This window comes from Mesorhizobium sp. M7A.F.Ca.CA.001.08.2.1, assembly GCF_003998455.1.
GTDB classification, from domain to species: domain Bacteria; phylum Pseudomonadota; class Alphaproteobacteria; order Rhizobiales; family Rhizobiaceae; genus Mesorhizobium; species Mesorhizobium ciceri.
In genome coordinates this window covers 1-695 of the sequence record NZ_RZPW01001355.1, presented here as the reverse complement: position 1 = coordinate 695, position 695 = coordinate 1, and the positions used below count along the sequence as shown (strand labels likewise).

1 protein-coding gene is annotated in these 695 nt (G+C 62.3%); it reads right to left on the bottom strand.

Features of this window, described 5'->3' with window-relative positions; all coding sequences use genetic code 11:
• On the bottom strand, positions 1 to 635 hold a 635-nt coding region (locus EN914_RS37350; protein ID WP_127389780.1), incomplete at its 3' end, for a lipid A biosynthesis lauroyl acyltransferase.
• Between the last annotated feature and the right edge of the window lie 60 nt (positions 636 to 695).

Genomic DNA, 695 nt, shown 5'->3' with positions numbered 1-695 from the left:
CCGATGTTGCCGCCGTTCTCCAGAACCCCGGCCAAGGCGAATGACGCGCCCGCCATGGATGGCAGCAACGAGCCCATGGTCGAGCGGCGCGTCGAGAGGATGTAGTCGGCGAGATAGGGATTGTTAGGCGGGCGAAACAGCGCAGTGATGTTCATGCCGAAAGTCGCGGCCGCCACCGGCAGCAATTCGAAATTACCGAGATGACCGGTGAAGACGATGTGCGGCTTCTCTTCGCTGGCTATTTCGACGAAGTGGTCAGCCCCCTTGACCTCGACGCGGCCGGGCTCGCTGGCCGCGGGGTCGTAGTCGAAGAGGGCGTCGAGAAAGATGTATTCCGCGGCCAAGCGAGCCATGTTGCCCCACATGTCGGAGGCGATCGCCTGGATTTCGGCTTCGCTCTTTTCCGGATAGGCCTTGCGCAGATTGTCGACGGCGACCTGATGGCGTCCAACCCGGGGGCCGACCAGGCGTGCGACGCGGTCGGCGAAATTCAGCGCACTGTCGGCCGGCAGCAGGCGCAGGACCGAGATGATCATCATCGCTGCCCGCGCCACCAGCCAGTAATTGAGCTGGCGCAGTTGCCTGCCGTAACGAAATTTGAGGTCCCGGCGGAACTTCTTGAATACAGAGGTCAAGGCTCTAGCCGACGCGCAGGATGATCTTGCCGAAAACGTCGCGGCCTTCCATGCGCTTCA